The sequence below is a fragment of the Mesorhizobium sp. ESP-6-2 genome (genome assembly GCF_020164675.1).
Taxonomy (GTDB): domain Bacteria; phylum Pseudomonadota; class Alphaproteobacteria; order Rhizobiales; family Rhizobiaceae; genus Mesorhizobium.
Genome location: NZ_JAIUGT010000002.1, coordinates 455,757 through 480,247 on the forward strand (window position 1 = coordinate 455,757; position 24,491 = coordinate 480,247).

Annotated in this window: 28 protein-coding genes; 17 read left to right on the forward strand and 11 right to left on the reverse strand. The window is 60.3% G+C overall.

Features of this window, described 5'->3' with window-relative positions; translation table 11 throughout:
* Position 1 precedes the first annotated feature (1 nt).
* The 6 genes from LB532_RS07395 (at position 2) to LB532_RS07420 (ending at position 10,807) form a co-directional block, all read left to right on the forward strand.
* The gene (locus LB532_RS07395) at positions 2 to 2,746 is read left to right on the forward strand and encodes a hypothetical protein (protein ID WP_224556560.1); all 2,745 of its coding nucleotides are present in this window, start codon (positions 2 to 4) and stop codon (positions 2,744 to 2,746) included.
* Positions 2,746 to 3,114 (forward strand): hypothetical protein, encoded by a 369-nt coding sequence (locus LB532_RS07400; RefSeq protein WP_224556563.1) that lies wholly within the window; start codon positions 2,746 to 2,748, stop codon positions 3,112 to 3,114. Before LB532_RS07395 ends, LB532_RS07400 begins: the two co-directional genes overlap by 1 nt.
* Complete coding sequence (locus LB532_RS07405; RefSeq protein ID WP_224556566.1) at positions 3,096 to 3,590, forward strand: hypothetical protein; 495 nt, start codon at positions 3,096 to 3,098, stop codon at positions 3,588 to 3,590. The genes LB532_RS07400 and LB532_RS07405 overlap by 19 nt, the downstream gene beginning before the upstream one ends.
* 313 nt (positions 3,591 to 3,903) lie before the next feature.
* Entirely contained in the window at positions 3,904 to 6,477 is a 2,574-nt protein-coding gene (locus LB532_RS07410; RefSeq protein WP_224556568.1) for a phage tail tip lysozyme, read from the forward strand.
* The gene (locus LB532_RS07415; RefSeq protein WP_224556570.1) at positions 6,474 to 8,279 is read left to right on the forward strand and encodes a hypothetical protein; all 1,806 of its coding nucleotides are present in this window, start codon (positions 6,474 to 6,476) and stop codon (positions 8,277 to 8,279) included. The genes LB532_RS07410 and LB532_RS07415 overlap by 4 nt, the downstream gene beginning before the upstream one ends.
* Complete coding sequence (locus LB532_RS07420; RefSeq protein ID WP_224556572.1) at positions 8,276 to 10,807, forward strand: hypothetical protein; 2,532 nt, start codon at positions 8,276 to 8,278, stop codon at positions 10,805 to 10,807. Before LB532_RS07415 ends, LB532_RS07420 begins: the two co-directional genes overlap by 4 nt.
* Here the strand turns inward: LB532_RS07420 and LB532_RS07425 are convergent.
* Together LB532_RS07425 and LB532_RS07430 are read right to left on the reverse strand one after the other, a co-directional pair.
* Positions 10,800 to 11,036 (reverse strand): hypothetical protein, encoded by a 237-nt coding sequence (locus tag LB532_RS07425; protein ID WP_224556574.1) that lies wholly within the window; start codon positions 11,034 to 11,036, stop codon positions 10,800 to 10,802. The two genes, LB532_RS07420 and LB532_RS07425, sit on opposite strands and share 8 nt — an antisense overlap.
* Positions 11,033 to 11,224 carry a hypothetical protein gene (locus tag LB532_RS07430; protein WP_224556576.1) on the reverse strand — a complete coding sequence of 64 codons (192 nt, stop codon included), beginning with the start codon at positions 11,222 to 11,224 and terminating at the stop codon, positions 11,033 to 11,035. The genes LB532_RS07425 and LB532_RS07430 overlap by 4 nt, the downstream gene beginning before the upstream one ends.
* An 81-nt stretch (positions 11,225 to 11,305) precedes the next feature.
* Here LB532_RS07430 and LB532_RS07435 point away from each other — a divergent pair, with 81 nt between their 5' ends.
* Positions 11,306 to 13,459, forward strand: a complete 2,154-nt coding sequence (locus LB532_RS07435) for a hypothetical protein (protein WP_224556579.1) — start codon at positions 11,306 to 11,308, stop codon at positions 13,457 to 13,459.
* Position 13,460: 1 nt separating this feature from the next.
* Here the strand turns inward: LB532_RS07435 and LB532_RS07440 are convergent, their stop codons facing one another.
* Positions 13,461 to 14,636: an acyltransferase family protein gene (locus LB532_RS07440; RefSeq protein ID WP_224556580.1), complete on the reverse strand. Its 1,176-nt coding sequence runs from the start codon at positions 14,634 to 14,636 to the stop codon at positions 13,461 to 13,463.
* A 258-nt stretch (positions 14,637 to 14,894) separates the two neighbouring features.
* On the opposite strand from LB532_RS07440, the gene LB532_RS07445 reads away from it, so the two are divergent.
* The 9 genes from LB532_RS07445 to LB532_RS07485 all read left to right on the forward strand — a co-directional run bounded on the left by LB532_RS07445 (position 14,895) and on the right by LB532_RS07485 (position 20,073).
* Positions 14,895 to 15,386: a glycoside hydrolase family 19 protein gene (locus LB532_RS07445; protein WP_224556582.1), complete on the forward strand. Its 492-nt coding sequence runs from the start codon at positions 14,895 to 14,897 to the stop codon at positions 15,384 to 15,386.
* Between the two features lie 277 nt (positions 15,387 to 15,663).
* A complete protein-coding gene (locus tag LB532_RS07450) occupies positions 15,664 to 16,032 on the forward strand; it encodes a hypothetical protein (RefSeq protein WP_224556584.1) in 369 nt (122 codons plus the stop codon).
* Between the two features lie 253 nt (positions 16,033 to 16,285).
* The gene (locus tag LB532_RS07455; protein WP_224556586.1) at positions 16,286 to 16,558 is read left to right on the forward strand and encodes a hypothetical protein; all 273 of its coding nucleotides are present in this window, start codon (positions 16,286 to 16,288) and stop codon (positions 16,556 to 16,558) included.
* 29 nt (positions 16,559 to 16,587) lie between these two features.
* On the forward strand, positions 16,588 to 17,136 hold the full coding sequence (locus tag LB532_RS07460) for a hypothetical protein (RefSeq protein ID WP_224556588.1): 549 nt from the start codon (positions 16,588 to 16,590) through the stop codon (positions 17,134 to 17,136).
* Positions 17,133 to 17,540 carry a MotA/TolQ/ExbB proton channel family protein gene (locus LB532_RS07465; protein ID WP_224556589.1) on the forward strand — a complete coding sequence of 136 codons (408 nt, stop codon included), beginning with the start codon at positions 17,133 to 17,135 and terminating at the stop codon, positions 17,538 to 17,540. The genes LB532_RS07460 and LB532_RS07465 overlap by 4 nt, the downstream gene beginning before the upstream one ends.
* Positions 17,537 to 18,076 carry a hypothetical protein gene (locus LB532_RS07470; protein WP_224556590.1) on the forward strand — a complete coding sequence of 180 codons (540 nt, stop codon included), beginning with the start codon at positions 17,537 to 17,539 and terminating at the stop codon, positions 18,074 to 18,076. Before LB532_RS07465 ends, LB532_RS07470 begins: the two co-directional genes overlap by 4 nt.
* A 103-nt stretch (positions 18,077 to 18,179) precedes the next feature.
* Positions 18,180 to 18,608, forward strand: a complete 429-nt coding sequence (locus tag LB532_RS07475) for a hypothetical protein (RefSeq protein ID WP_224556591.1) — start codon at positions 18,180 to 18,182, stop codon at positions 18,606 to 18,608.
* A gap of 29 nt (positions 18,609 to 18,637) precedes the next feature.
* Positions 18,638 to 19,906 carry a hypothetical protein gene (locus LB532_RS07480; protein ID WP_224556592.1) on the forward strand — a complete coding sequence of 423 codons (1,269 nt, stop codon included), beginning with the start codon at positions 18,638 to 18,640 and terminating at the stop codon, positions 19,904 to 19,906.
* Positions 19,903 to 20,073: a hypothetical protein gene (locus LB532_RS07485; RefSeq protein WP_224556593.1), complete on the forward strand. Its 171-nt coding sequence runs from the start codon at positions 19,903 to 19,905 to the stop codon at positions 20,071 to 20,073. Before LB532_RS07480 ends, LB532_RS07485 begins: the two co-directional genes overlap by 4 nt.
* Positions 20,074 to 20,076: 3 nt before the next feature.
* On the opposite strand, the gene LB532_RS07490 is transcribed toward LB532_RS07485, so the two are convergent.
* The 3 genes from LB532_RS07490 to LB532_RS07500 all read right to left on the reverse strand — a co-directional run bounded on the left by LB532_RS07490 (position 20,077) and on the right by LB532_RS07500 (position 20,944).
* Positions 20,077 to 20,256, reverse strand: a complete 180-nt coding sequence (locus LB532_RS07490; protein WP_224556595.1) for a hypothetical protein — start codon at positions 20,254 to 20,256, stop codon at positions 20,077 to 20,079.
* A gap of 8 nt (positions 20,257 to 20,264) precedes the next feature.
* Entirely contained in the window at positions 20,265 to 20,594 is a 330-nt protein-coding gene (locus LB532_RS07495; RefSeq protein WP_224556596.1) for a hypothetical protein, read from the reverse strand.
* 113 nt (positions 20,595 to 20,707) lie between these two features.
* Positions 20,708 to 20,944, reverse strand: a complete 237-nt coding sequence (locus LB532_RS07500) for a hypothetical protein (RefSeq protein WP_224556597.1) — start codon at positions 20,942 to 20,944, stop codon at positions 20,708 to 20,710.
* Here LB532_RS07500 and LB532_RS07505 point away from each other — a divergent pair.
* A complete protein-coding gene (locus LB532_RS07505) occupies positions 20,943 to 21,467 on the forward strand; it encodes a DUF982 domain-containing protein (RefSeq protein ID WP_224556598.1) in 525 nt (174 codons plus the stop codon). The two genes, LB532_RS07500 and LB532_RS07505, sit on opposite strands and share 2 nt — an antisense overlap.
* Positions 21,468 to 21,540: 73 nt before the next feature.
* Here the strand turns inward: LB532_RS07505 and LB532_RS07510 are convergent, their stop codons facing one another.
* The 5 genes from LB532_RS07510 to cobS all read right to left on the reverse strand — a co-directional run bounded on the left by LB532_RS07510 (position 21,541) and on the right by cobS (position 24,491).
* Positions 21,541 to 21,810: a hypothetical protein gene (locus LB532_RS07510; RefSeq protein ID WP_224556599.1), complete on the reverse strand. Its 270-nt coding sequence runs from the start codon at positions 21,808 to 21,810 to the stop codon at positions 21,541 to 21,543.
* A gap of 1 nt (position 21,811) precedes the next feature.
* Positions 21,812 to 22,075, reverse strand: a complete 264-nt coding sequence (locus LB532_RS07515) for a hypothetical protein (RefSeq protein ID WP_224556601.1) — start codon at positions 22,073 to 22,075, stop codon at positions 21,812 to 21,814.
* Between the two features lie 301 nt (positions 22,076 to 22,376).
* Positions 22,377 to 22,640 (reverse strand): hypothetical protein, encoded by a 264-nt coding sequence (locus LB532_RS07520; RefSeq protein ID WP_140639120.1) that lies wholly within the window; start codon positions 22,638 to 22,640, stop codon positions 22,377 to 22,379.
* Positions 22,641 to 22,679: 39 nt separating this feature from the next.
* On the reverse strand, positions 22,680 to 23,690 hold the full coding sequence (gene cobT / locus LB532_RS07525; RefSeq protein ID WP_140639119.1) for a nicotinate-nucleotide--dimethylbenzimidazole phosphoribosyltransferase: 1,011 nt from the start codon (positions 23,688 to 23,690) through the stop codon (positions 22,680 to 22,682).
* Positions 23,691 to 23,714: 24 nt separating this feature from the next.
* Positions 23,715 to 24,491, reverse strand: a complete 777-nt coding sequence (cobS, locus tag LB532_RS07530; protein WP_140639118.1) for an adenosylcobinamide-GDP ribazoletransferase — start codon at positions 24,489 to 24,491, stop codon at positions 23,715 to 23,717.

Genomic DNA, 24,491 nt, shown 5'->3' on the forward strand with positions numbered 1-24,491 from the left:
CATGCCCAAGCAGAATATCTACCTTCAGGCTTTCAACGTAGGCGTGCAGGATAAGAAGCATCTGCCGCGCGTTGACCTTCAGCGCATGCGACTGGCTGCCGAACAGCAGACCAATCTTTTGCCTCTCACATCCGGGCCGGCGTTCATGCGCCCCGGCCTTCAATACATCTCGACCACCCATACCAACGACATCTGCCGTGTGAAAGAGTTCGTGTTCGGCGCCACCGATGCGGCGCTGATGGAGTTCACCGATCAGCTGTTCCGCGTCAAGGTGGGTGACGTTCTGGTGACCAGGCCGGCTGTGACTGCCGCTATTGCCAGTGGTACGTTCTCTGCCTCGACGGGATGGACGCTAACGGCGACCGATGGGGCGACCTCGACAATCTCCGGCGGCTTCCTCAACCTGACCGCACTTGCGCGCGGTTCCAAGGCATCGGCAGCACAAACGGTCACCGTCAACCAGATCGGCACGGAACACGCGCTTCGCATCGTTGTCGAGCGCGGACCTGTGACACTGCGTGTCGGCTCCACCTCTGGCGGTGACGAGTACATCAACGAGACCACGCTGCGCACCGGCACGCACTCCCTGGCGTTCACCCCAACCGGGGCATCGTTCTTCCTTCTCATCCAATCCGAACTGGAGCAACTGAAGCGGGTCGATAGCGTCACCATCGAGGCGGCTGGCGTCATGACGCTGCCGACGCAATGGCTTGAGGCCGACCTGTTCACGATGCGTTTCGCGCAGTCTGCCGACGTGGTATTCGTGGCTTGCGGGGGCTACCGCCCGCAGCGCATCGAGCGCCGCACCAACCGCTCATGGTCGATTGTCAACTACCAGCCGAACAATGGGCCGTTCACAGTCGGGACAACCCGCGATGTGAAGCTTACCCCCAGCGTGACGGAGGGCAACGGGACGCTCACGGCATCGTCGGCATTCTTCAATGCCAACCATGTTGGGACATTGTTTTCCCTGTTTCATGAAGGTTTTTCCTGCTCGACCAATCTTGCTGGGGATGGTCAGTTTACCGATGCCTTTAAGGTAACCGGCGTCCGCAGCACGTCGTTCTACGATGATCGCAACTGGACCTATACAGTCACCGGAACCTGGGCCGGTACACTGCGCTGGTATCGTTCTTTCGATGGCGCGGATACGGGTTTCAAGGAATTCCGCCGTGAAAGCGGTGAGAGCACAATCGATATAACCGCCAACATCGGCCCGCTGACCAACGACGACAATGACGACAATGCCATCATCTGGTATAAGCTTGGCTTCGGGGCAGGCTCATACACTTCAGGTGTGGCGACCATTACTGCCGATTACGACGGCGGTGGCGGTTCCGGCATTTGTCGGGTAACAGGTTACAACAGCCCGACCTCGGTCAATATCGAAGTCCTGACCCCGTTCCATGGCTCGGACGCCACGGCGGATTGGCGGGAATGCGAGTGGTCAGAAAACCAGATATGGCCTGCCGCTGTGACATTCGCCGAGGGTCGGCTTTGGTGGTCCGGATCGGATCGCATCTGGGGTTCCGTCTCGGATGGCTTTGAGGACTTTGACGACGAAACCGAAGGCGACAGCGGGCCAATATCGCGCTCCATCGCCACAGGGGGAGTAAACGACACCCAATGGCTTCTTGCCCTTCAGCGCCTCTTGATTGGCACGGAAGGGGCTGTATCGACCTGCAAGTCGTCCTCGCTCGATGAGCCGCTGACGCCGACCAACCTTTCGATCAAGGATTCGTCATCCACTGGTGCTTCTTCCGTGGACCCGGCCCGCATCGACACCAGGGGCATCTTTGTCGACCGCTCTGGTAAGGCGCTGTTCGAACTGTCCTTCGATGGGGCGAATGGCGACTACAATGCCACACAGGTCAGCAAGCTTGCCACCGACCTGTTCTCCGGGACGATCAAAACGGTTTCTGTCCAGCGCCGCCCCGATACCCGGATCTGGGTCGTCATGGATGACGGCTCCTGCGTCTGCGTCGTCTATGAACCGCTGGAAGAGGTTTTGGCCTTCATCCCGATTGAGACTGACGGGGAATTCGAAAGCGTTGCCGTGCTGCCCGCCGATGATCAGGATCGTGTTTATTTCGTCATCAAGCGCACGGTGAACGGCTCGACGGTACGCTATATCGAAAAGATGGCTCTCGACACTGACGTCAAGCCTTCGACGCTGTGCAGGGTTATGGATGCCCATGCATCGGGGACCAACAGCCCGGCCTCTACAACCGTTGCGGTTGGAACGCATCTTATCGGCGAAACCGTGGTGGTCTGGGCCGATGGCGCGCCCTTGGTGCAGGCCGTCGCCGGGCTTTCGGTGCCGCTTGAATATGTCGTTGACGGTTCTGGGAACATCACGGTCGCATCTGCGGTCACGAATTGGATTGCCGGTCTTCCCTATCGGATGCGCTACAAGTCTTCCCGGCTGGCCTATGCCGCTGCCGGCGGAACGGCGATGCTCCAGAAGAAGAAGGTCGACAGCCTCGGGCTGATCATGACGCACTTTGTCCGTGCTGGACTGCGCTACGGCTCCGAGTTCGACAATGCGAACCGGCCGCTGTTCCCAATGCCGGATTACAAGGATGGCCAGACGGCGCCTGCGATTGTGTTGAGCGATGTTGCCGAGGAGGAAGCGTGGACTTTCCCTGGCGAATGGTCGACTGACAGTCGCGTTTGCCTCGAATGCAGTTCGCCGAACACCGTCACCCTAACCTCGCTCGTGATGGGCATCACGGACAACGGGTAATGCTCACCATCCATCCTGCCGACCCGCATAGGATCGCTGTGGCGCTGAATGTCACCATAGACTGGCCGGCAGTTGCCTTCGTGGGGATCGATGACGGCGAGTTTGCTGGCTCCGGCGGGCTGGCTTGGGGTGCTGACAAATGTTGGCTCTGGTTCCAGACCTCATTGCAGAAGCCAGAATACGCAAGGCCGGTTTTGAAAATGGCGCGCCTGTTGCTTCGCAAGGCGGTGCAGCTCGGGGAATCGGAAGTCTACACCGTCAAGGATGCGCAATTCCCGTCATCGGCCAAGCTTCTGAAACTGGTTGGGTTCGAACTGTCTGAAATCAAGGACGGGCAAGAGGTCTTTATATGGCATTCCTCCCAGTAATTGGCGCGCTGTTCGGCGGCTCGGCTGCTGCCGGCTCGACGGGTTCCTCGCTGGCCGCGCTCGGCAGCGTGATTTCCGGTGTCGGCACGGTCGCGGCCGGTGCGGCTGCGAACGCCGACGCCAAATTCCAAGCCCAGCAATTGGACATGAAGGCCAAGGAAGAGACCGCGGCGGCACAGCGCGACGCCATAGCCAAGCAGCGGGAGGGCCGCATCATCAATTCCAGGGCTCAGGCCATCGCTGCTGCCTCTGGTGCCGGAGCGGGGACCGATGCCCCGACCATCGTCAAGCTGATGTCCGATACGACAGGTGAGGCGCAGTACAATGCCAACTCCTCGCTGTATGGCGGTTATTCCCGCGCGGCAGGCTTGAGGGATCAGGCGAAGGGGACGCGCGCATCGGGCAAGGCTTCATTGCTCGGCTCGGTGTTCAGCGGCTTTGGCACGGCAGCGAAGGGCCTTTCCACATATGGCTAGATTGCCGAGTTCTCTTGATCTTTCCGGGCCGGACAATCTCCGCTCCGGTCGGACGATAGCCTCATACGACACGAGCGCCATCGGCCGCGGTATCGCAAGCGTTGGCGCCGATCTCTCGGCTATCGGCCGTGAAAAGCAGCAGCAAGAGAACACGGTCGATATCGCGCGTGCCGAGGCCGAGAAGACCAAGGGCCTGCTTGAGGTCAAGAACCAGTTCGCCAACGATCCGGACTACGCAACCTATGGCAAGCGCGCTCCGGCTGAAACCAGCCAGGTCGTCAAGACCGCCGCGAACCTCATCCGCGATCCGCAGATGCGCGAGCGCTGGTCGCTCAGCGCCGGGACGGACGCACTGCGCGTCAACGACGGCATCAATGACCATGGCGTCACGATGCAACGCGAAGCGGAGACTGTTGCGTTCGACAACGCGCTTGAGACCAGCCGCCGCCTCTATGTCGATCCGAACACGCCTCCTGACGTAAGGGACAAGGCAAAGAAGGACATCGAAGGCGCCATCCAGCAGGGGCGACAGTCGGGCCTTCTCGACCCCAACCAGGCAGAGGTGAGGCGCAAGCAGTTCATTGAAGATGCCGAGTTCTCCCGTGGCAAGCTGGCCGTGGACCAAGACCCGTCCATCATCTCCAAGCCAATGCCGCAGAATGTCGCCGAACGCGCCTCGACCGCAGTAGGCTATTTCCAGAGCCAAGGCTGGACAAAGGAGCAGGCTGCCGGCATCGTCGGCAATCTGATGGCCGAAAGCACCCTCAACACGGGCGCCCGCAACGGGGGCGACGGGTCGGATGGGTCAGACTCCATTGGCATCGGGCAGTGGAATTCCAACAGAGCCCGCAGCCTCAAGGCGTTCGCTGAGCAGAACCATACCGACTGGCGCGACTTCGGCACCCAACTCGCATTCGTCCAGCACGAGCTGACGCACAACGAGAGCAATGCCGCTGGCCTGCTAAAAAATGCAAAGGACGTGAAGTCCGCCACCGAAGCCATGATCATGTACGAGCGTCCTGCCGGCTCCGATAAGGGCCCGCAGAATGCCATGGCTTACAAGACGCGCCTGCAATATGCAGCGCAAGCCGCCGGTCAGGACGTTAATCCCGACTGGTATAGGAACATCTCGCCGGAACAGCGCGCAGTCATCGACAACGAAGCCGAAACGCGCCGCAACCAGATCGCGGTGGAGAGTCGCGCCGGCATAGAGGTGGCGACAGCGAACGCACCGACCGCTATCCTCAACACCGGCGCCTATTCTGGTGATATACCCAGCGCAGAACGGTTCTTCCAAGCCTACGGACCACAGGACGGAGCATCGCGCTATAGCTCCTTCGTCTCGTCTCTCCAGACCAGCAAGCAGGCTTACGACATGCGTACCATGTCGGCCGGCGACATTAAGAAGGTGGTGGATGAGGCCAAGCCGGTCTCGTCTGGTGACGATGCCGCTCTTGAGCAGAAGCGCTATGACTTCCTGTCGAGTGCCGCCGACGCAACGCTGAAGGCTCGGGAGGCTGACCCGGCAACCTATGTCAAGCAGGCATTCCCTGCCGTTGCGGCGCGATGGGCAGCCGCACCGGCCATAGGAAACTACCAAAGCGCGGTAGCCGCCTCGATCGCGGCGCAGCAGCAGCTTGGAATCCGTGACCCACAGCCGTTGCCCAAGGACATCGCGGACAACGCCGTGAACATCTGGAAGGACGAGAACCAGCCGCAGGCAAACCGCATCGGTGCCGTGTCCAGCATCATCATGGCCACCAACGACCCCGGCCAGCGCAAGATCCTGTTCAACCAGATGGTGAAGAGCGGCCTGCCAGACATCACGGAAGGCGCATTCGAGGCTCTTTCTCGGGGAGATGAGGGCGCGGCGCAGCGCTTGTTCCAAGCCGCCATGGTCGATCCATCCAAGCTGGCCGGCAAGATCCCCAACGACATCAAGACATCAGACATCGACCAGGCGGTTCAGGAAACCCTTATGGACGAGGGCCAGATTGGCGACCTCTACTATGGCTTGTCCAATGGCACAGCGGACAACTACACCCGCGCCACCCGGGACGCGAAGCTAATCAACAATTCGGTCAACATCCGGCTCCGCAACGGCGAGACCATGGACCAGGCAATCGCTGGCGTGGCCAAAGACCTCTATGGCGATGTCAAGCCGGTGACCGCCGACAACGTGCAAATCATCGTGCCGAACAATCAGGATGCCGAGGCGGTTGTTTCAGGACTCCAGGCGGCGCTGCCTGACGTGAAAGCCGCGCTGACCACGGCGCTTGCTCCTCCTGCCGCTGGACCGAGCGGGCCGGTCAAGGGCCAGATTGCGGCTGGTAACATCGACCTTGCTACAAGGCCCGTGGTGAAGAACGACGACGGCACCATCAGTACGGTGCGTTCGATGTCCTACGAGAACGACGCGGGTCAGGAGGTGCTTATCCCGACCGTTTCGAATGAAGGCAAGGTCATGTCGAATGACGAAGCCATCAAATATTGGGGCGAAAAAGGTCAGTTCCTCGGGAAGTTCGACAATCCCGACGATGCGACCGCTTACGCCGAAAGCCTGCATGAAAGCCAGGCCCAGTTCTACGCTGGTCGCGCTACCGGTGGCAACGCAATCATGAACGCAGTCACCAGCGATTCCATCAACCGCATTCTGAGCGAAGGCTATTTCCGCAATTCCGGTGGGGGGTATGTGTTCATCGACCCGTACCTTGGCGCTGCCGTTGCCGACGCGCAGGGCAATCCGATCATCTTCAAGCCGAATATGGCGAAGGCTGCACCGAGCGCGGCCCCGGTAAATCCGCTTGCCGGCGGCCCGCAGCCATTCGCACCTCAGACGAACTCTCCCGTCTCCGGCGTCGTGCCACAGGGCCTTGACCAGCTATGAGCGATGTCTATTCGTTCACGCCCGGCCCGACATATCGCGGCGCGAACAGACAGGAATTGTTTGACGCGGCCATGGAACAGCCGTTGAGCGTTACATCGACGCTGATGGACCAGGCCAAGGGCGGCGTGTTGCAGTCGTTTGGACTGGGCACTTTCCTCAAAGACAAATTGGTTCCCGAAGAAGCGCCGACCACTCCCGGCACCCCTCGGATCGTTCCGAACGGCGAAGGTGGGTTTACATACAAGCGCGAAACCCCGGAGGAGATGGCTCAGCGCCGTGCCGACATGGGCGCCCTGTCCGAGGACGAATACAAAAGTTCGCCGTTCTTTCGGAAAGACATCCCTTGGGATGCGGGCATGACTACCGCCCGAGCCGCATCTCTTGCCCAGTTCGATGATGCGCAGAAGGTCAGGGACCACTACGCTTCAAAGCGACCCATCGCGGCCTTCATCGGCAATCTTGGCGGCCAGGCGCTCGACCCGATCAACTACATTCCGGTTGTCGGCGAGACGGTAAAGGCGGCGCAGATCGCCCGTTTCGGCTATGTCGCTGGCCATGCCCTCACGGCGGCGGCGGATGCCGCTCTCAACACCGGCATCGCCAGCGTTGCCACGGCAGGAGAGCGGGCCAAGTTCGGCGACGACGTGTCCTGGCAGGCTACGCTTTCGCAGATGGCGACGGCTGCTCTGATCGGTGGCGCATTTGGAACGGTCCATGGCGCCATAGGGAGCCGCGTGGACGCGCGCGTCCGTGCCGAGGCAGAACAGCGCCTCTCGACGCTCCGCACCACACAGGAGGCGCGCATTGCCCTGAACGAGGGCATCGACGCTGTTGTCAGGGGAGACGACGTAAACCTGTCGCCGAACTCGACCGAGCCGATGGCGCGGATTGCGGATGAAATCAGCCGGGACAACCCGGCGAACGGCATCATCCGGACACAGCCAGACCCCGCTGGCATGTCGCCAGTGGAAGCGTATCACGGCACGCTGGCCGATTTCGAACGGTTCGACCCAAAATTCCTAGGGACAGAAACTCAGGTTGGGTCTGCCCGCGAAGCGTTCTTCTTCTCGTCGGATGCTCGGGTCTCGGAGGGCTACGCTCAAACGGTAAACCCCTATCAAGAGGGCGTTGCCGCCAAGATTTTTCGGGGCAAACTCGGCGAGTTCTACACCAAAATCAATGAGGCAATCGTCAAACTGATCCGGGGTAAGGGGCTGATCGAGGAAGGCCAGATACTGCGCACTCGCCTGCGGATGGACAATCCCAAGATCATCGATCGGAAGGGCGCCGAAGTTGTGGATTCCGAGCTTCTGGATGCCATCAAGACCGCGAAGGCCGAAGGGCATGACGGGGTAGTTTTCAAGAACAGCCGCGACCCTGGCTACACGGATGCAAGCGATATCCCTTCCGATGTCTATGCAGTCTTCGACCCCAACAAGATCGACATTCTCTCGAAACACAAGGATGCCGCATCCGCCGCTGCCGCGCGGGGCCAAGCGTCAGCTCAGCCAATTCGCCCCGCAGTGGACACTACCAAAGCCCGCCCCGATCCCATCCCGGAAGGCCGCAAGCAGGCCGAGACGGCAATTGCCAAGCCGGACGACAGCAAGGCGCTGGCTGCTCAATACCGTGTCGATCCACAGACTGGGGGCTTTCATGAGGAAGCCGACATCGCGCAACTTGCATCTGAGGGCCGCTTGACCGAGGAAGACGTTATGACGCTTTCCCAGTCTCAGGCCGATTTCGAAACTGGCGCTGCCTATGGCGAAGCGCTCAAGTCCGTAGCGGGGTGCCTTCTGTGAAGATCCGCTACAAAATCGGCGACGACTGTTTCAATGCGGCCAATGCGGCTTCAGGCCAGCAACTCAATCGCGACGACATCGAAGCCGCCTTCCAGCGCATGGCCGAATACAAGCAGAGCTTGCAGGCCAGCGGCAACATCGACGGCATGGCCGACAAGCTGAAGTCCTTCGCCGAACGTGAGGCTGAGCGCACCAGGGTCGCTGCCGCACTACAAAAGCGCCACGCCGCGCTCAACATTCTGGTGCGGGATCGCCTCGATCAATCCGTGACCGGATTCATCAATGCCGGCATGTCGCCAAAGAAGGCCCTGCTTGCCGTCCTGGAGGGTACACAGAAGGGCGTAGAGGGCGGGCGCAACTCTGTCGCCGCTTTGAACGGAGCCTATGAGGGTCGCTATCTGGGCGGCTTGTTGGGCGAAATGCAGGCAGAGCGTCCACACCTCATCCATGCGCTACGTGATCCGCGACTGGATATCGACATCATGCGCGAAATGGCCGAACTGAAGGAGGGCGGAAAGCCTGGCATCACCGGCAACAAGGATGCCCAATACGTCGCCAAACTGTTCTCCACCTATGCCGAGATGAGCCGTACCGATTTGAACAGGCTCGGGGCATCGATCGGCAAGCTTGATGGCTGGGCCGGCGCACAGACCCACGACGACATGAAGATGATCGCCGCCGGCAAGGAAAGCTGGATTGCTTCCGTCCTGCCAAAGCTGGACATGGCCAAGACCTTTCCTGACGCGGGTTCAGCCAAGGAGATCGAGGAGGCGCTTTCCGGCATTTATGACACCTTGGTCACCGGTCTGCCGAACAAGCCAACACCAAGAGAGATCGGGCAGCGCGTCAGCCCCGCTAACCTTGCGAAGTCGCTCGGCAAGTCTCGCGTCCTGCATTTCAAGGATGCGGAGTCCGCCTTGGCCTATCGTGATGAATTCGGCTACGGCAACACGGTTTCCGGCATGGTGGCGCACCTGCGTTCGGCTGCAAAGGTCGCGGCCAACATGGAGGCGCTCGGGCCCAACCCAGAAGTCATGTTCGGTTCTCTGGTCGATGGCCTGAAGCGCACGATCAAGGAGGATGCCAAGCTTTCGCCGGCCGAGAAGACCAAGCGTATGAAGGGCCTTGATGCCGACGCGGGCTCGCTGCGGCATGCACTCGATATCTCGACGGGTCTGATCTCACGTCCGGTGGACACGACGGCGGCCAAGATCGGTGGGGATATCCGGGCTGTCCAGTCAATGGCAAAGCTTGGTGCGGCGATCTGGTCTTCCATGTCGGATACCGTCACGGGCGGCCTCGCTTCGCAGTTTCGCGGCTCCGGCTTCTTCAAGGGCTTCGTCAATCAACTGGACGGCATCATTCACGGCAGACCCAAGGGGGAGGTCGCGGAAATCTCCTATCTCTTGGGCGAAGGGTTTGACGGGCTGATCGGTCACATCGTTTCGCCGGCTGCCGCTGTTGACGGGCCTGTGGGTCGGCTGTCGAAGATGCAGGAGACGTTCTTTCGCTGGAATGGCCTATCCTGGTGGACCGATATCCAGCGCGCCGCAGCAGGGCGAATGATCTCGGCTGAGATGGGCATGAGGGCCAAGACCGCGTTTGCCGACCTGCCGGCCGCGTACAAGCATGTTCTTGGCCTGCACGGGATCGATGAGGCGAAGTGGAATGTCATCCGACAGGCTCCTTTGCGTGAGGCCAACGGCAATCTCTACCTGACCCCTGATCGTATCCAAGCCCTTCCCGACGAGGCATTTGCGGGGCTTGGCAAGAATGTCGAAGCCGCCCGCCATGATATCGAGATGTCGCTACGCCGGTTCGTTGCCGATGAAACCTCCTATGGCGTCATAGAAACGGATGCACGCTCCCGCCGCACCACGACATGGGGTACGCGCCCCGGCACGCTGGCGGGCGAGGGCATCCGCTTTATCATGCAGTTCAAGGGCTTCCCTATCGCCTTTTCACAGCGAGCGATTGGCCGCGCCGTGTTCGGCTTCAGGAAGGGTGCAGCGCTCCAGCAGACGGCGCATATCGGGACAATGCTGGCTGGCCTCACAATGGCAGGTTACGCCGCAATGACCATGAAGGATTTGACCAAGGGCTATTGGCCGCCGCGCGATCCCGCCGATCCCGCAACATGGGGCGCTGCCTTCGTACAGGGCGGTGCCGCCGGCATCTATGGCGACTATCTCTTCGGTCGCGTCAACCGCTTCGGCTCTGGCCCGGCTGAAACCGCAATGGGGCCGGCGCTGGGCACGGCGTTCGATGCGCTCGACCTGATCATGAAGGCGCGGGACGCCAGCATCAGCGATGACGAACAGATCAAACTTGCCGACTGGCTAAACTTCGCAACCCAGAACACGCCCTATGCCAATCTCTATTATGTCCGGCCGGCGCTGGATTTCCTGTTCATGAACTCGCTGCGGGAAGTGGCAAGCCCCGGCTTTACCAGGAGGCAGGAGAGCAAGCGACGTTCGACCTATGGGCAGCAAAGCGTCATGCCGCAACCCCTTCGCCCGTTCAACTGAGGAGTTTGGCACCGATCAAGGCGATGGCAAGTGTCCCCGCCATCATTTGCAGCCATCGTTTCAGAAGCAAATCAGCCTCTCGCAATCCGCCGGCAATGTAGCCGACGCCCCACACGAATCCGACCAGCCAGACCGCAAACAAAGCAATCGGGTTTACGGAGCCTATCAGCAGCCGGCAGGCCAATGACCAGCCTGCGGCAAAGGTGATGAACGCGACGAACTGGTTCAATGCCTGAGATACCGCAGCCCGGACCCGACAATGATCCCGAGGAGTGCCCAGTACCAAGGCTCATGGGTGTTCTTGAGCCAGTAGTTGAACGACAGACCATCGCCTTGGGCGAAGAACCCGACGATTGCCAGCAACACCGCTCCTATCAGGGAAGCGACTAGAAAATCCAAAGCGGCCGATTTCTGCATAGCCGCGCACTCAAGCCCAAAAACTGAATTTTCGCAAGGCCGCTTCTTACGGATCGGCCCCCTTTTCTATGGGACATCCACATGACCTCAATCGCCATCGACCGTTCTGACGGCCTCTCCAGCTCGACCGCGATCAAGGGGCCGTGCCGCGTTGCCACGACCGGCAATATCACGTTCAGCGGCGTGCAGACCATTGACGGTGTGTCGGTGGTCACCGGTGACCGTGTGCTGGTTAAGGATCAAACGACGGCTTCCCAGAACGGCATCTATGTCGCGGATACCGGCGTATGGCGCCGGGCCAAGGACTTCAGCAACAATCGCGATGTCAGGAAGGGGGCTCGCGTATTCGTTACGGACGGCACCGTGGCGGCAGACACAATCTGGGCGGTTGCAACTGATAACCCCATCGTCATTGGGACGTCCTCCATCTCATTTATCAATGTCTCGGCAATTGGTGCGCAGCCGCTCGATGCTGATCTGACTGCCATCGCAGCCTTGACGACAACTCCCTTTGGCCGGTCGCTGCTTACCAAGACGGCAGCGGAAGACGTTCGCGATGTGCTCGACACTGCACCATATGTCGCCACGCGCACGGCTCTCGCCGCGCTCAACGCCACAAAAGACACCGTTGCCTACCTCACCGAAGGCGGTCGCGAAGGGCCGTTCATCTGGTCCTCGTCAAACCTAGCATCCGGTGTTACCGCAGACCCGCAGCAGGGTTTTTTCGTCCCCCCCGCAAGCGCCCCGACAGGTGCTAGCGGTGCGTGGGTGCGTGTCCTCAACCGCAACCGCTGGCGCCCCACCCCGGAAATGTTCGGTGCGGCTGGCGACGGCTCTGCGGATGATACTGTTGCGCTTCAGGCATGGGCAAATGCCCTCAACATCGTCAACGCGATAGAGTTGAGCGGCAACACCTACAAGTTCACCGATACCATCACGTTCCCCGCCCTCGATCGGAAATCGATCGTTGGGCCGGGGTCATCCGCCTGCAAGCTGGTCTATGCCGGCGCAACGACCACAAAGACCCTGTTGACGTTCGGCAACGCCTCGGCTGAAAAGCGGGAATGGACCCTCAAGGGGTTCAAGATCACCAGTTCCACGACCATGACGGCAGGTGCCGCGCTCGAACTCAAGTTCATGTCGGCGGTGGTCATCGATGACGTGCCGGTCAGCGAACCTGCCGGTGTGACCGCGACAAGCCAGCGTTGCTGGGACGGCCACAGATATGCCAATTGTCAGGGCATCTACACCACCAACAGCCCGCCGCATGTCATCAACGACGCCTATCAGGTCTATGGCAACGCAGCGGACGATCGCGGTTCGGAGGTTTTCCTGTCCGAATATACGATCTCGAACTGCACCGTAGGCGTTCACATCGCCGGGGGCATGGGTGGTGTCTACATAGACCGGCAGGTTCATTTCGGTTGCGATGTCGGCGTGCTTGTCGATAACACGATTGCGGCGCGCGCGAACCGCGAATTCTTTTTGGGAAAATCTAGCGTTCAGGATGGCTGCAACATTGCCGGGGTGTACATTGATGACGCCCTGTCCACAGGCGGCCTGACGATCGACCTCGCCGGCTTCTACACAAGCACCGGATTTTTCAACCAGTCGCCCCCCGCGAACACCTTCCACAACATCTGGATCAAGAACGCCCCCAATGCCCGGATTTTGTTCAGCGGCGGCCAGTCGTCCCTGGCTTTCGGTGCGGGCCTCTACGTCGAGGATGCCACGGCACGGATCACCATAAACCCGTCCGTTCTTTTCTGGAGCAATCGGGCCAACGCGATCGACGGCAACACGGCACTCACCAAGATCTGCGCGCCTTGCACGCTGCAAACCAATTCGCCTAGCAATATGGGTACCAATGTCAAAGGCGAGGGGTTTTGGATTACCTGGACTGTAGCGCTCACATCACCCAGTTCCACGAGCTTCGTAGGGTCCGCTGCTGGCAGGTATTTTAGGTGGCGCGGTCTTTGCACAGTGGAGATTGATATTTCGATCACCAGCATCGGCACCGGTTCTCCCAACCATCTGGAGGTCAATCTCCCCATTTCGCCGGTGAATAACGTCTACATCGGCGGGGTCGGCCCCACGATCGGGAAAGCCGTGGCGGGCGATGCCGTGTCCGGAAGCACCACGCTTTCCATCAAGGCGGGAGACAACACTTATCCCGGCGCCAATTCGAGCTTCATAACCATGTCCGGATCGTACAAGGTCGCTATCGAGCTGTGACCTATTCGGCGGGTGCGACTTTGCTCATCCGCAGCCGTGGGATCGTCCAGAACGTCGCCAGCCTGTTACCTAGCCAGATCGACGGTTTCTCCACCCATCGATATGATAAGACCGCGATGGGGATGGTTAGCAAGACGACCGCAACGGACAGGGGCAGGCCGACCTCAAGCGGATGGGAGACGGCCCAAGGCCATGCCTTGAAGGGGCCGTCGATGATCTCCATCACGAAAACCGCGTAGAGGTAAAAGCTGTAGCTGATCTCGCCGAGGAACAGGGAAAACGGGCGCTCCAGGAACTCACCGAAGCGTCCGGTCTGGCCGTAGTAGATGGAGGTGACCAGAGCGGCGGCGGCTATGCGGTGAACCCAAAACGCCAAGCTGATATCCTCGATCGTGTGCCGGGCGACAAACATCACCGCCAGCGAGGGTATCCACGCGTAGCTAGGCAGCAGGTACGCCGCGAACTTGCCAACCTTGGTCGGGATCAGCATCCCAAGGGCAAAGCAGGTCCACACAAGCCTGATGTTCACGGGCGGCGATGCCGGGTAGACATAGGCGAAGGCAACTGTGATTGCGATGATGCCCGGCACCAACCCGGCTTCCTTGAAGTAGCGGAATGCGAAGAACGCAATCAAGATCACCGGGGCGGCTATCATCTCGACATTCAAAGTCCACGTCGCGCCGTTTACCTTGAAGTCGTAGAGGAAGACGTTCTTCACGAACTCCTCTACCGGAATCGGCCTCACGATCAGATTGAACGCGGTCCAGCAGGCCAGCAGACATAGCAGCAGCGCTGGATAGATACGAAAGAAGCGGCGCACCATAAACTGCCACGCCACAACCGCCACTCGATCATCTCCGGTGCGCATGAGGCTTTTCACCAACACCGCACCGCTGAGAACGAAAAAGATGACAACGGGGGTCTCGCCGTTCAAAAACGCGAAGACCATTTTCGTCAGCCGGCCATAGAAATCCGGAATCTTCCAGTACACCGTCCACTCAATGCGCTGGACTTGGGAATAGTCCAAGGCGGTGATGGTGTGGAAGAAAGCGACGGAGATAGCGGCGTACCCGCGAAGGCCGTCAAGCTGGCGGTTGCGGTTGCCCGCTGCTGTCGAGGCTACCAAATTCGCGAATCCATATCTTCCCAGGCTTCGGCTTTGGTCATTGGCCTGCATTCCCAGTGTGTGCCGGTCCAGCGCTTCATCGTCTGGTCCTTGGAAAACACCCCGCTAACCCATCTGCCGTCACGGTTCGACAGGTAGACCCACCGCGCCGCGATAGTCACCAGAAACGCGATCAAAGCCAATGGTCGTGTATCCATCGAAAACCCCTTCCTGTTGCCGGTAGATAGCCCAACCGATCTGGCGAGGCAATTGCTTCATCTTTCGTCCCGGCGCTGACCATAGCCAATCATCATCCGAAAGGAAAATCCAATGGACTTGTCCCTTGGCTGCACCCGTCTGCTCATTGACGAGAGCAAGCGGCAGGGCCTTCTGCGCAACCAATGCGCTTACGTGCTGGCCACCTCCTTCTGGGAAACCGCGCACACCATGCGCCCCGTGGTTGAAGCTTACTGGCTCTCGGAAAACTGGCGCAGAAACAACCTTCGCTATTACCCCTGGTTCGGGCGCGGTTTTGTCCAATTGACGTGGGAGAAGAATTACCAGCGTGCCGAACGCGAGACAGGTTCGCCTGTCCACCAGAACCCGCAACTCGCCCTCGATCCCGTCGTTGCATCGAAGATTGCCGTCACCGGCATGAAGGAGGGGTGGTTCACTGGCCGCGACCTCAACGACTTCATCGACCTCCAGCATTCCGATTTCAAGGGCGCTCGGGCGATCATCAACGGCAAGGACAAGGATGACGAGATTGCCGCGATCGCACGTCAGTACGACGCCGATCTGAAGCGTGAAGGCTACAATTGATGCGTCGTCCTTCCTGGACCATCCGGCGCAGGATTGTCGTCATCACACTCCTCTGGTGCGGCGGGATGGTGAGCTACCTGTCGATCTTTGGGCGCCCCGTGTCACTCTCCGAGACGACCGTTAACGGCTGCCTTCTCCTTATGGCTTCTGTAATCGGCTCCTACGTCTTCGGCGCCGTTTGGGACGACAAGAACCATTCGGCCTTCGAATACCCAACCTCCTACCCCCCGCAATATCCAAGCGGCCCGGCTATGCCGCCGCCCGATGAGGGGCAGCCATGATCGGGACCATCGCACGCCTACTCGGCCTCGATACGCTGCTGGTCTACGCCATCCTGGCGCTACTCGCTGGCGGTGGCATCTGGGCATGGAGTGCGCACCGTTACAACACCGGTTATTCGGCCGGCGAATTGCATGAGCGCGCGGCTTGGGAGAAGGAAAGGGCGCTACTCGAACGCCTTGCCGAAGTCGAGCGCAAGGCCAAGCAGGCGAAGATCGACCAGATCGAGGCTGAAAACCTTGCCCTAGAAGGCCAACTAGCCGAGACGCAGAACGCGCTTGAGGAGGCCATCCATGCGGACGGCGCTGACAAGAAGCCCGCCATGTCCAAGAACGTTGCTCGCGCGCTAAATGGTGTCGGGCGATGAGAGCGTTCCTCATTTGCGCCGTCCTGGCGCTCTCGGGCTGCGTCACCGATAGACACTCGGTCTTGCCGCCCATCACGGCGAAAATTCCCCAATCGCTCAAGCAGGCGTGCGCTGGCGTAGTGAACCTCCCAATACGGGATCTGACCGAAGCCGAGGTAGCCCGGCTTTGGGGTAAGGACCGCGCCGCGCTGGCTATGTGCGCCAAACGCCATGCTGCCCTTGCGAAGGCGGCTTCCGTACTGGAGGCCGCGCCATGAGCAGCCGCAAGGTTTCGAGCATGACCGAAGACGAGCTTGTCGAACTGATCCGGGAAGCCGTCCGGGCTGAATTCAGCGATGCCGGCATGCGCGTCGATGCCCCCGCCGATATCGATGAGGCACGGGCGGACTTCATGTTTTTGCGCCGGGTCCGTCAGGCTTTCAACGGGGCTGCCGCGAAGATCGGTGGGGCCGTCATCTTGGCCGTTGTCTCAGGCGTCCTTTGGCTAATCGTCATCGGCGCGCAGGCATTTTTCAGCAAGTCGTAACTTCCCCTCCTCCTCGAAAGGACATGGCCATGGGCGAGCATCCTCGCTTCTGGATTGCGTTTGGAATCATGCTTCTCGCGTTCGCCTTCTTCACGGTCATGTCGGTCTACATAGTGACGACCGCCCATGCCGAAACCGAACTCGGCCCGTCCGCTCCCCCGGTCGTCCATATCACCGATGATCCAGGCGGCAACGTCGCCGCCTATTACCGAAAATACCAAGCCCTCTCCAATGCCGGGACCGAGATCCACTTCCACGGCATTTGTGCGAGCGCTTGCACGATGGTGCTTTTCAAGGAGTTCACGGGCATTCGAGCCTGCGCCGACGAGGGGGCCATCTTCGCTTTCCACAAACCCTTCACCCAGAACAACGGGAAGATCGCGCGCTCGAAGTCTGCCAAGAGAGAAACCCGAAAGCTGTGGGCTATGTGGCTGGCTGCCCTTCCTGACCCATTGCGGAAGTACCTGCAAGGCGTTCACGTCCCCTCGGCGACTGATGGCGATGAGCAAAATACGTTGCTCCTCCTACCGGCGGGCGTCCTCCTCCCGAAATGCTCAGTGACGGTGGCCGCACAATGACCCCAACAACTCGCCTGTTCATCCTCAACTTTGCCGGCGCTTGCTTCGTCGCATGGGCTTGGTGGCTCGGCTATGTCGGGTTCGTCTTCACCCACGACGTTTCCCACATCAGCTATCTGATCTCTGCGCTGTTCCTGGCTAGCATAGCCGGCGTCTTCATGGGCAAGACCACACATCTGGAGCGTGTCGAGGTCTGGCTTGTGACGCTTGGGCTCATAGGCAATGTCGTCGGCTTCATCATCGCGCTTCAGAACATCGACACCGGTTCGCTTGGTAGCGCAGAAGGCGTTCAGAAGGTTGCTGCGTCGCTGCTAGCCGGAATGGGCGTTGCCTTCTGTAGCACGCTCGTAGGCGCCGTGGCGGCGCTCTGGACTAGCGTCAACGCTTGGGTGCTGTCCAAATGACCCCGATCCTTGTTCGTGATCTGCTCATGAACATGCTCTTGGGCCTGACCGCGCTCGTCGTGTTGGTGCTGGCGCAGATCAATCCAGTCGCCAAGGACAACCCCGACACCCTCCCGCCTCCGGGAAACATTGCGGTGCTTGTCTGCTGGCCGCAGGGGCCGACCGACGTTGATACGTGGCTCGGGGCACCCGGAGACAAGCCAGTAGGCTACAGCCGCAAATCGGGCTTTGTCTGGGCGCTTCTGCGCGATGACATGGGGACGGTCAACGACGCCAGCCCCGTCAACTGTGAAAGCGCCTTCGCTCGCGTCACCCCTGCCGGCGAGTTCGCGGTCAACATCCATGGATACAGCCTGCCGCAAACTGTCAGCGTTCACGTTGAGGTTTCCATGAACGGTCGGCTTCTGGTCTCGACGGACATGGAGCTACGGGCAAAGCAGGAAAGAACCGTGATCCGGTTCACGCTGGACGGCAAAGACGACATCGTTCCCGGATCGACAAATCAAGTGTTCAAGCCGCTGCGTTCAGCGCAATGAGCCAGATCGCTTTAGCTGGCGCTGTCTTCCTCGTTTTTCTCATTGCCGCCATCTGCGTCAGCGCCTTCGGGCTCTGGTGGATGGGGCCACCGGAGGATCTGGAATGATCGCCATCGCCTCGACATGGCTTGGCCTTAGCCTCGTCTTGTGCCTATCGGCTTGGGTTGCCAAACGGCGCATTGTTGCCGTTTCGCTGCCATTTGCAGTATGTATCGCCGCGCTGGCAGTTTACATTCCAACGGGCTCTCCGCGCTTCACAGCGCCGCCCGCTGGTGAGTATCAGGTGCTAGGCGCTGATATCCAAGTCGATGTGGCGATCTACGCGCTGCTGAAGCCCAAAGACGGCCCTGCCGTCTACTACAAGCTTCCATACTCCACCAGCCAGGCCAACGCGCTCCAAGGCGCTCTGGACGGCGAGGGCGCGGCCAAGGCTCAGGTCGGCGAGAATGGCGGCGTCTCTTATGACGGCGACCCTCCAGTTACCGGCACCGAGCCAAAGCAGCCGGAAACACCCGCAATTTCCATCCCATAATCGACCCCAGCAGATCAGGAGTCCATGTCTTGGTAGCAAAACTCACTGAAGACGAAATTCGTCGGCGCATAGATGCCGTCAACAGCCATCCAACTCTTAGGGCAGCCGCGCAATTTCTCAGAATGAAATCCAGCACTCTTGGACACTTCATGGAGTCCATGAGAACAAGCGGCCGCTTACTGGATGGTGTGGTCTCATATCCAGCCGAGCCCCCAGATTTGCCGGCTCCGGTGGAGATCGCCGCGCCATCCCCCGTCGAAATACGCGACACCAATTTCTGGCGCAATAAGGCAAAGGCCGCAGAGGAACGGGCGGCCGAAAGCGAGCACATCCTGCGGGAAATGGCCGGCGTTTTTCAGCGGCAGGTGGTTCCGCCGGAATGGACGCTTCCCGGAGGTGGCGCGGAGGGCAGGGCAGTCGGGCTCATCCACTTGTCAGACCTCCATTGCGGCGAGGTTGTCCGCCTTGAAGAAACTGGCGGCGTCAACGAATACAACCCCGAAATATTCCGGCACCGACTGAGGCGCATGATTGATGCCTCGATCCGGATCCTTCCCCGATGGTCATCTGACTGTGACTTAAAGGGCGTCGTCGTAGCGCTCAACGGGGATCTGATCTCTGGCGACATCCACGCCGAGCTGCGAGAGACAAATGCCCTTACATCGCATGAGCAAGTGGCCCTCGCCACTGACGAGCTTGCCGCCGGCATTCGGATGCTGGGTGATCAGTTCGGTGCCGTGCTGGTCACAGTGACCCCTGGCAACCACGGTCGCACGACCGAGAAGACCCACGCCAAGCGCATGGCCGCGCTCTCTTACGACATCATGATCGGCAATATCCTGGCCCGCGAGTTCGCCAATGATGCCCGGATCACCGTCAACACAGCTTCGGGGGCAGATATCGTGTTTCCGCTGTTCGGATGGTCTGTGCTTCAGACCCATGGCGATTCCATGGGTACAGGGGGTGGCCAAGGCTTTGCCGGTCCCGAGCTTCCCATCGTGCGCGGTGGCAAGAAGATCAAGCTATCCGGCTTCGCCACAGGCGAACGCTACGACATCATTTTGACCGCGCACTATCACACGTCATCGAACCCCGGGACCGTGCTGGCCAATGGTTCCATGGTGGGCTACTCGGAATACGCCGTGCGCATCCGTGGCCTTCCTGAGCCTCCGCAGCAATGGCTGGCACTCATTCATGAGAAGTGGGGCCTGCGCGAGCGTGTGCCCGTGGTCCTCGAAGATCCAGCACCGCCGCGCCGTCCGCGCTTCAGAGTGCCGGCGGGAATGGTGGCAGCATGAGCGACGACAAACTCCGCATCCGCGTCGGCCTCGGCGAAAATGGGAAGACACCCACATGGGAGCTGATGCACCATGGAGTGAAGGTCTGCGACCTGAGCTACACCGAGTTGATCGAGCATGCGCTCCAGGCTGTCAGCTCGGCCCGGTGGATCACTGAGAAGCGCTAGACCTCACCCATCCATTTCCAGCGGTTCATGCTCTGGCTCCTCGTGCCAGAAAACCTGCCGGAGGTCTCTTGCATCCACGCTCTGCCCGCAGACCTGGCAGACATAGAAATGGTCGCTCTCGTCCTTGACGGGAGGGCCGACGAGCTTGCCTTTGATGGGCTTGCCAAGATCGGTGCGCTTCATCGAACGCGCTACGCTGCCTGTTTTAGATGCGATGCAACTTCCACAACCAGATAGTCAGAGTATCCCATTAATTTAGGGCAGCGGCCAATGATGGCCGATATCCGAGCTTCTTGCTTGACAGTGGCGTTGCCCAAAATCCCCATCACCTCTCCACGAGACCGCATTTGTTCAATGAGGTCCCGGCGCCTGCTGCACCATTGCGAATACGCTGGGCCTGTCTCGCGGTATAGATTTTGCAGGCGATCACCCTCCATTTCTGCCTCCTCGGCAGAGCCAAAGACACCCAACGGGTGCTCTATTCCATCACCACCAATGTCAACCATCAAGAGATAAAGCATCGGCTATCCTACCATTCCCGCTTGGATTCTGCTATATAAAAATCAGAGAGGCGGCGACGTGGCATCCGTCGCGGGGGTCGATATGGGGTTGATCGCGTATCGCCCCGTTCCTCTCACTTCTCCCTCTCCAAAATCTCCACCGCCTTTGTCTGGTGGTCATAGAACCCAGTTCGAACGGTCTCGATCACCCTGCCGCCATTCTTGAACACGATTGTGGCAGAGGTAAAGCACTGCGGCGCGGCATCGAATGCAGCTCGCGCCATGGCGAAGTGGTCTGTCTCTAGCTCGATCACGCCATTGACCAGGATCTGGTAGGACTTCTCGTGGATGGCTCTGCTTCGTGGGCCCATGATGGCGCTCCTTTTGAGGGATCGCCGCAACAGGTTGAGGGTAGACGATTTAGCCCGCGTTTGCTATATGTTCTCGGTCGAAGCAGAACACTCCAGCCGTGCGGCAAACGCGGCCCCTTTGCCGGGGATATTGCTTCGGCTTCAGTTTCCCGAGCAATCGGGTCAGGCGAGGTCTGAATGCCAGTTCGACTCTGGCCTCCGCAAGCCGAAAGGGTGCGGGGTAGTTCAACCGGAAGAACGCAGACCGCCTTGCCTCTCCCCTCCAGTGCCACATATCCACGGCATGAGGCATTGGTTCTCCCCGCCAGTTCATGTTCGCGACATCGACAACGCCGGCAGTACCATCGGCGTCAATTCGGTGGAAGGCGCTATCGAGCAGCTTCAGAGATGGCCGGTAAAGGCGAAGCTCAGGGCAGCCTATCCGATCTGCTATGGAGCACTGGCCGATCCTCCCACAAGCACGGTTGAGGATGCTCGCAAGGCTTTTGAGGCCGCCGCGAAAGAGGCCAAGGTGCTGCGCTAAGGCCAGCCCATCGCCCATGCCACCTCAATCATGATTGCGCCGATCGGGGCCAGGTAGAGCATTGTGCGGACGGTCATGGCTCGTCCTGCTGGCGGATGGCGGCGGCTTCGATAATTCTCAACTGCTCGGAAAACCGCAGCGCGTTGTGGTGCTGGCGCTCTCGCCAAAGCTTCGCCTGCTGCTCGTACCATTGCGCCACGTGGTCGCAAGCCTCTTCGAAAGAGTATCCATGGTCCGGGTTAGTGCCGTAGCACCCGCCATTTTCGTCCCACTCCCGGCAATAGTGCGCTGAAATGGTCGCGCCATCACCGACATATTCTATATCAAAACGCGGATCACCCATATCAGTCTCCTTGGGTGGCTGCGGGGTCAAGGTCGCGCTTGATATCCTCGACCTGTCGGACGATATCCCTGACCTGTTCGGTCTCTTCGTAATTCCAGCGAATGCGGAACCCGAGGCCCAGCAGGATGATGGTCGCTTCCAGGCCGCCCATGTTCCGCTCATCCTCGATCTCGATCTTGACCGGATGGAACGTATACCAGTTGCAATAATCGAAGAATTGCGACCATTCCTCAATCCACTCGATGAAAACGCCTCGATAGGCCATGGCTCTAACTCCTGTTCTGGGCGGTTTCCAATTCACCATATGTTCCGGTGTTTTCTGGTGATAGATGCTGCTGCATTGGAAACGCGTGTATCTGATTTCGTTACCGGATTTGACTTGCCCGGTTACTCTTAATCAGCGGGTCCACAGTTCAATCCTGTGCGCACCCACCAAATTTTTCAAAGACTTGGTGGAAAGACCCTGAATAGGCCGGTTCAATTGCCGCGCTCATTTCATCGGCTGCTTTCGCCGCCCGGCCGCCTTTGGCCAGGAGAGATGTAGGACTTTGCAGCTTGGTCAAAGACTAGGATTGGCCGCGCCGAAAGACGCGGCTCAGAAACCTGCCGAACCGAAAAGCCATGCCGTTGTCCGCGCTCCGACCGTCGTCGGCATCAATGGCGGCCTTTCCGTTTGAGAAATCGCTGATGAGCCACCAGAAGAAAACCAGAAAAACAACGAGAATTGCGGTGTCGATCGGGCCGTAAGTTGAATATCCACTGTGCCGAAGCACACCAGCAAGCAGCACGGCGATAGTCATAGCAGCGGCGGCCGGGTGAAGCTTTTTCATTCACCAGATCTATTCGAGAATCGCTACAACCGGAAGATGTTACTTCTCCGACACGCCCGCCTCGGCAAAGCTTGCCATCCTCGCATGGCACTCCAGCGCCGAGCGGACGATGGTGACGGCGAGGCAGGCGCCGGAGCCTTCGCCGAGCCGCATGCCGAGATCGAGCAGCGGCGGCAGGTCGAGCGCCTCGAGCAGGCCGCGATGGCCTGACTCGGCCGAGACGTGAGCGGCCATTGTGTGGGCCAGGCCGGCGGGATGCAGCTTTGCCAAAGGTGCCGCGGCTGCGGTGCAGACGAAGCCATCGAGCAGCACCGGTATGCCCATGTGACGGGCGGCGAGCGTGGCGCCGAAGATGGCGGCAAGTTCGCGTCCGCCGAGCGCCGCGGCAATCCCCAGCGGATCGGCAAGCACAGCGGCATGGCGCTTCAGGCCCGATTCGATGGCAACCACCTTGCGCATCAGGCCGGCATCGTCGACGCCGGTGCCGCGTCCGGTCCATTTTTCCGCACCGCCGCCGAACAGCGCCGCCGAGATCGCGGCGGCCGGTGTGGTGTTGCCGATGCCCATTTCGCCAAAGCAGACGAGATCGAGATCATCAGTCACCGCATCGTAGCCGGCCGAGACGGCGGCAAGAAACGCCTTGTCGTCCATCGCCTGCGTTTGTGTGAAGTCGCCGGTCGGATGGTCGAGATCGAGCGGAATGACGTCGAGTTCGGCGCCCGCGATGCGGGCGAGCTGGTTGATGGCCGCACCGCCGCCGGCGAAGTTCGCCACCATCTGCACCGTGACTTCCGAAGGATAGGCTGACACGCCTTGCGCGGTAACGCCGTGGTTGCCGGCGAAGACGAAGACTTTCACTCGCTCGAGCCTGGGCATGTCGCGGCGCTGCCAGCGCGCCAGCCACGCGGCGATGCTCTCAAGCCGGCCGAGGCTGCCCTGCGGCTTGGTCAACGTGTCCTGGCGGCGAGCGACCGCGCTCGCGGCGGCATCATCGCCATCAGGCAGGTCGAGGCAAGCAGCGCGCAATTCATCTAGGGATTTGAATGGCATGGAAGGAAATTCTCCGAGACAGAGTCAGGAAAGGGCTACGGAAGCGACGAGCAGCACCGCGATTTCGCTCACCTGCTCCAAGGCCCCGATCGTGTCGCCGGTCTGGCCACCGATCTGGTTGAGGCAAAGCGCGTGGAAGGCGGCAAACAGCAGTCCGAGCAGGATAAGCGCGGCGATGGCGCCGCCGATCCCGAGCAGGAGGAGCGGGATGGCGCCGAGCACGGCGCCGGCGATGGCGATTTCCCGCGAGACGGTGCCGGCGGCGGCCGAGAGGCCATCGTCGCGCGCCGGGGGCAAGAGATGCATAAGGGCGCCTAATACGCCGCGCGAGGCCGCGTGGGCGGCCAGGAGCGCGAAGAGAGCTTGTGTGGGGTCGACGAATTCCGACAGGGCGCTCCAGCGGATGAGGAGCGATAGGCCCAGCGCCATGGCGCCGTAGGCACCGATTCGGCTGTCGCGCATGATCTCCAGCTTGCGGCCGCGCGTCTTGCCGCCCCCAAAACCGTCAGCGACATCGGACAGGCCGTCCTCGTGCAGGCAGCCGGTGGTGACCACGGTTGCAACCAGCGCGAGGGCTGCCGCCGGCCCCATGGCAAGGCCAAACCGTTCCGCCGTGGCAAAGACGATGGCGCCGATCAGGCCGACGACGAGGCCGGCAACCGGGGCGGCCCAGATCGCGGCGGCAAGGCTGCGGCCGCGAAAGTCGATGACCGGCAAGGGCAGCCTGGTGAAGAACACCAGGCAGAGAGCAACATCGCTGGGGATCTGCCGGGGCGAAAGGGTGACCTTCGGGAGCTTCAT

Coding starts and splice junctions, on each gene's coding strand:
- LB532_RS07410 (WP_224556568.1), top strand. CDS start 3,904: ATGCGCGAGCGCTGGTCGCTCAGCGCCGGGACGGACGCACTGCGCGTC.
- cobT (WP_140639119.1), bottom strand. CDS start 23,690: ATGCCATTCAAATCCCTAGATGAATTGCGCGCTGCTTGCCTCGACCTG.
- LB532_RS07430 (WP_224556576.1), bottom strand. CDS start 11,224: ATGCAGAAATCGGCCGCTTTGGATTTTCTAGTCGCTTCCCTGATAGGA.
- LB532_RS07445 (WP_224556582.1), top strand. CDS start 14,895: ATGGACTTGTCCCTTGGCTGCACCCGTCTGCTCATTGACGAGAGCAAG.
- LB532_RS07485 (WP_224556593.1), top strand. CDS start 19,903: ATGAGCGACGACAAACTCCGCATCCGCGTCGGCCTCGGCGAAAATGGG.
- LB532_RS07515 (WP_224556601.1), bottom strand. CDS start 22,075: ATGGCCTATCGAGGCGTTTTCATCGAGTGGATTGAGGAATGGTCGCAA.
- LB532_RS07475 (WP_224556591.1), top strand. CDS start 18,180: ATGATCGCCATCGCCTCGACATGGCTTGGCCTTAGCCTCGTCTTGTGC.
- LB532_RS07505 (WP_224556598.1), top strand. CDS start 20,943: ATGATGGCGCTCCTTTTGAGGGATCGCCGCAACAGGTTGAGGGTAGAC.
- LB532_RS07450 (WP_224556584.1), top strand. CDS start 15,664: ATGATCGGGACCATCGCACGCCTACTCGGCCTCGATACGCTGCTGGTC.
- LB532_RS07435 (WP_224556579.1), top strand. CDS start 11,306: ATGACCTCAATCGCCATCGACCGTTCTGACGGCCTCTCCAGCTCGACC.
- LB532_RS07520 (WP_140639120.1), bottom strand. CDS start 22,640: ATGAAAAAGCTTCACCCGGCCGCCGCTGCTATGACTATCGCCGTGCTG.
- LB532_RS07440 (WP_224556580.1), bottom strand. CDS start 14,636: ATGCAGGCCAATGACCAAAGCCGAAGCCTGGGAAGATATGGATTCGCG.
- LB532_RS07395 (WP_224556560.1), top strand. CDS start 2: ATGCCCAAGCAGAATATCTACCTTCAGGCTTTCAACGTAGGCGTGCAG.
- LB532_RS07490 (WP_224556595.1), bottom strand. CDS start 20,256: ATGAAGCGCACCGATCTTGGCAAGCCCATCAAAGGCAAGCTCGTCGGC.
- LB532_RS07455 (WP_224556586.1), top strand. CDS start 16,286: ATGAGCAGCCGCAAGGTTTCGAGCATGACCGAAGACGAGCTTGTCGAA.
- LB532_RS07400 (WP_224556563.1), top strand. CDS start 2,746: ATGCTCACCATCCATCCTGCCGACCCGCATAGGATCGCTGTGGCGCTG.
- LB532_RS07495 (WP_224556596.1), bottom strand. CDS start 20,594: ATGCTTTATCTCTTGATGGTTGACATTGGTGGTGATGGAATAGAGCAC.
- LB532_RS07405 (WP_224556566.1), top strand. CDS start 3,096: ATGGCATTCCTCCCAGTAATTGGCGCGCTGTTCGGCGGCTCGGCTGCT.
- LB532_RS07470 (WP_224556590.1), top strand. CDS start 17,537: ATGACCCCGATCCTTGTTCGTGATCTGCTCATGAACATGCTCTTGGGC.
- LB532_RS07465 (WP_224556589.1), top strand. CDS start 17,133: ATGACCCCAACAACTCGCCTGTTCATCCTCAACTTTGCCGGCGCTTGC.
- cobS (WP_140639118.1), bottom strand. CDS start 24,491: ATGAAGCTCCCGAAGGTCACCCTTTCGCCCCGGCAGATCCCCAGCGAT.
- LB532_RS07415 (WP_224556570.1), top strand. CDS start 6,474: ATGAGCGATGTCTATTCGTTCACGCCCGGCCCGACATATCGCGGCGCG.
- LB532_RS07460 (WP_224556588.1), top strand. CDS start 16,588: ATGGGCGAGCATCCTCGCTTCTGGATTGCGTTTGGAATCATGCTTCTC.
- LB532_RS07510 (WP_224556599.1), bottom strand. CDS start 21,810: ATGGGTGATCCGCGTTTTGATATAGAATATGTCGGTGATGGCGCGACC.
- LB532_RS07500 (WP_224556597.1), bottom strand. CDS start 20,944: ATGGGCCCACGAAGCAGAGCCATCCACGAGAAGTCCTACCAGATCCTG.